The following is a 2231-nucleotide window of genomic DNA, read 5'->3' as shown; positions in this document are numbered from 1 at the left end:
CCGGTAACCCATCCCGCCACCGAAATGCAAAGGACCGCCATGAGTAACCCGCCAGACCTGCACGCCAAGACCGCGATCGACGGGTTCTGGTTCGGCCTGTCAAAGCGCTCCTGGACCCTGACCTAGGCCCGCGGACTCCGGTCACCGTTACCGCCGCGGGCCGCTTGCGTGACGAAGTGTTCAACCCTGCGGTCCGGCACCAGCCAGATCAGGGCCACCGCGGTGTACATCGCGAGCCCCAGCAGCGGCTGCACGGACGCCACAGCGATACCGGCGAGGTAGATCAGCGGCGACGCTTTGCCTTTCCAGTCCCGGCCGATCGCGCGTGAAAGCGCGCCGTCCCGGCCCTGCCGGCGGATCAGCGTCTGCTGCAGCACGAAGTAGGCGACGGCTGCGCAGAGCAGGTTGATTCCATAGACCAGCACCGGTACCTCGACGAACCCCGACTCGTCCATCCAGCGGGTACTGAACGGGAACAGCGACAGCCAGAACAGCAGGTGCAGGTTGGCCCACAGGACTGATCCGTTGACCGTGTCGGCCAGGTGGATCATGTGGTGGTGGTTGTTCCAGTAGATCCCCACGTAGACGAAGCTGAGCAGGTAGCTGAGGAAGGTCGGCAGGATAGCGGCCAAGCCAGCCCAGGTCGGTTCCCCCGGCGCCCTCAGTTCCAGGACCATGATCGTGATGATGATGGCCAGTACACCATCGCTGAAGGCCTCCAGGCGGTTCTTGTTCACGGCATCAGCTTAGGGCTTGGTCATGGACTCGGGCGGCGGAGGAAACGGCGCGGCCGGGTAGAGTCCTGCCACTTCCAGCATGTAGTTCGCCCACTGCGGACCGGCGAGCATGTAGCCGTCAATGGCCTTGTAGAACTTGCCGTTGATGGTGACATTTTGGCCCGGCCGTTTCTGGCCTGCCAAGGTGTCCCCGAAGAAGGAGGCAGTGGCGAGCCCGGACGTGTAGCCGACCACCCAGGTGGCGCCGTTGGTGTTGGAGGTGCCGGTCTTGGCCGCAGCCGGCACATGGTCCTGGACCTTGGGTTCGATGTAGATTCCGGACCCCCGTTTCAGCACGTCCTGCAGTACCGAGTTCACGCCGCGGGCGACCTCGGGTTTGACCGCGCTGCGACACTCGCTGACTTGTGCCGGGAGGTCCCGTCCCGCTGCATCCTTTACGGCGGCGACGGCGATCGGGGCGCAGTACTTGCCGTCAGCGGCAAACGTGGCAAACGCATTGGCCAGGTGCAGCGGGGCGACGCCGATGGCGCCCAGCAGGTTGCCCAGCTGGTGCATGTTCACCTGGGCGTTATCCACGCCGCTGTGCAGCCCCACGGTATCCACCATCTTCTGGATGCCGCAAAAGTCCAATTGGGTGGCTTCCGCGAAGGTCGCCGTGTTGATGGAGTTGTAGAGCCCGTAATTGACGGGCATCCTGCGGTAGTAGCCCTCGTCATTGTTCTGCAGGTCGTCCGCGGCGCCGAGGGCACTCTGCGCCGTGTCATAAGCCCCAAGGACCTTTCCGCAGCTGGACCGCCAGGGAAAGTCCAGCGGATAGGTCCGCCGGGAGGCGTCCACCACGGCCACCATGGACTTACCTTCATTGAGCCACTCCGCAAAGGTAAACGGCTTCATCGTGGATCCTGGCTGGAATCCGCCAGCGCCATTGAGGTCATTCCCGTTGGCGTCCTTGGCGTCGACATTGAAGTTCAGCTGCGTATCAAACTTCCCCGGCTCGGGAAGGAACACAGTGTTCTGCGCCATGGCAAGGATCTTGCCGCTGCCCGGTTCGACGGAGACCAGGGACGCACCCCACTTATCCGGATTGGCCCCGGCCGTGGCATCGACCTGCGCCTGCGCGGCGCCCTGCAGCCTGCTGTCCAGCGTGGTGGTGATGGTCAGGCCGCCGCGGTACAGCTTCTTCTCCCGATCCGTCGCGTCGACGCCGTAGGCCGGGTTGTTGAGGATCAGGTGGGCGATGTAGTCGCAGAAGTACGGTGCCGTGTCGGTCGCTGAACAGCCCTGCCTTGCGGGTTCGAGCTTCAGCCCCACGCCCGCGGCGACGGCGGCGTCGTGATCGGCGCGGGAGATCTTCCCCTCGCCCAGCATCTTGTCCAGAACCTGGTTGCGCCGCTTGAGGGAGTTTCCCGGATTGGTGGCGGGATCATAGTAGCTGGGGCTGTTGACCAGGCCGGCCAGCAGGGCGGCCTGCGGCAGCGTGAGGTCCTTGGCGGT

General features: G+C 64.5%; 2 protein-coding genes. Both read right to left on the bottom strand.

Features of this window, described 5'->3' with window-relative positions; genetic code table 11:
* Window positions 1-122: 122 nt before the first annotated feature.
* Window positions 123-737: a TMEM175 family protein gene (locus tag AB4Y86_RS17245; RefSeq protein ID WP_441403388.1), complete on the bottom strand. Its 615-nt coding sequence runs from the start codon at window positions 735-737 to the stop codon at window positions 123-125.
* A 9-nt stretch (window positions 738-746) separates the two neighbouring features.
* The coding region (locus AB4Y86_RS17240) for a transglycosylase domain-containing protein (RefSeq protein ID WP_441403387.1) at window positions 747-2231 on the bottom strand (1485 nt) is incomplete at its 5' end.

This window comes from Arthrobacter sp. 2YAF22_2, from assembly GCF_052114645.1.
Lineage (GTDB): Bacteria > Actinomycetota > Actinomycetes > Actinomycetales > Micrococcaceae > Arthrobacter.
Note: the sequence above shows the minus strand (reverse complement) of the source record. Positions and strands in the feature narration are given on the sequence as shown.